This is a genomic window from Schleiferilactobacillus shenzhenensis LY-73 (assembly GCF_000469325.1).
In the GTDB taxonomy this organism is placed as follows: domain Bacteria; phylum Bacillota; class Bacilli; order Lactobacillales; family Lactobacillaceae; genus Schleiferilactobacillus; species Schleiferilactobacillus shenzhenensis.
On record NZ_KI271639.1, the window covers coordinates 1 to 678 of the forward strand.

Sequence of the window (678 nt, forward strand, 5' to 3'; positions counted from 1 at the left end):
CACCCAGTCCATGGTGTTCCTTGAGATTTAGACCGGTTAAGAGTCCATCTTTATCGATTCCGTTAACGCCAGTATCCCCATATCCGGTCAGACCGGGTAATGACATTGACCGACTCTTGAATCATCTCGACGGTTTCCCCGTCTTCGGCGGAAGCCCCGCCGCATATTGTCTTAAGTTCTCCACGGCATTTTCATCCCGGTTCATGACCGCCTCACATGCATAGCAGCGGTATGTGTCATGGTCGTGATGGATGGCGTCTCCTGCGAGCGTCATCTTGCCACCGTAGCTTTCTTTCGTTTTGACGTAGCCGCACCGTGAACAGCGCTGGGTGGAAGGAAACCAGCGGTCCGCTACAATGACAGTCTTGCCGGCCCAGGCGGCCATGTACGTAATGGTCGTCCGGAACCGACGAAACAAGCTGCGCTGAACGCCCTTGGCCATTTTCTTGGACATCTTCATCCCATTCACGTTCAAGTCCTCGATACAGATGACATCGTAGGTGGTGACCAAGAAATGGCAAAACTTGTTGAGCAAGTCTTGCTGCAGGTCGTTGATGTGCTGGTGGGCCCGATTGAGTTTGGCGACGATGTTCCGATAGTTCTTGGTCCAGTAATGGTGGTGATTGGCCCGCCGTTTCCGGTTCATTTTCTTCTGGTAATACTTGATGCGCTGCTGCC

The 678-nt window shown here is 52.9% G+C and carries 1 protein-coding gene; it reads right to left on the reverse strand.

The features are described from left to right. Positions 1 to 121: 121 nt before the first annotated feature. Positions 122 to 678 (reverse strand): RNA-guided endonuclease InsQ/TnpB family protein (locus L248_RS14930; protein ID WP_155828700.1); only part of this gene is annotated, 557 nt, incomplete at its 5' end.